Below are 378 nucleotides of genomic sequence, written 5' to 3' on the forward strand. Positions count from 1 at the left end.
CAATTAATAACAAAAAGATATGAACATACTTCAACTATAATAACTACGAATTAATCCTTTAGTAAATGGGGTGAAGTATTTTCTGATGTTACACTGTCTAACACCATTCTTGATAGGTTATTGCACCACTCTCATGTTATAAAAATAGTAGGTCCATCCTATAGAACAAAAGATATTATGGAACTAATGAAAGATTACCAACAGTAAAGTACTTTATATTTTTACTACATAGTACTATGAAATATTTATGCATTTTCATGTTGGCCTTTACAGATATGTCAACTTTAAGGTTTTAGAGTTGTGTTAAATTGAATGGTATTAAATAGTTGCAGTCATGTTTGTAGTAACAAGGGGCGTGAGAGTGTGAAATTATTTCTG

Annotated in this window: 1 pseudogene; it reads left to right on the forward strand. The window is 29.6% G+C overall.

The annotated features are described in order from the left end of the window. Positions 1 to 66: 66 nt before the first annotated feature. Positions 67 to 207, forward strand: a pseudogene (locus B2671_RS17660) (ATP-binding protein); the annotation flags it as partial. Positions 208 to 378 lie beyond the last annotated feature (171 nt).

Source organism: Clostridium sp. UBA5119 (genome assembly GCF_002414285.1).
GTDB classification, from domain to species: Bacteria; Bacillota; Clostridia; order Clostridiales; family Clostridiaceae; genus Clostridium_J; species Clostridium_J sulfidigenes.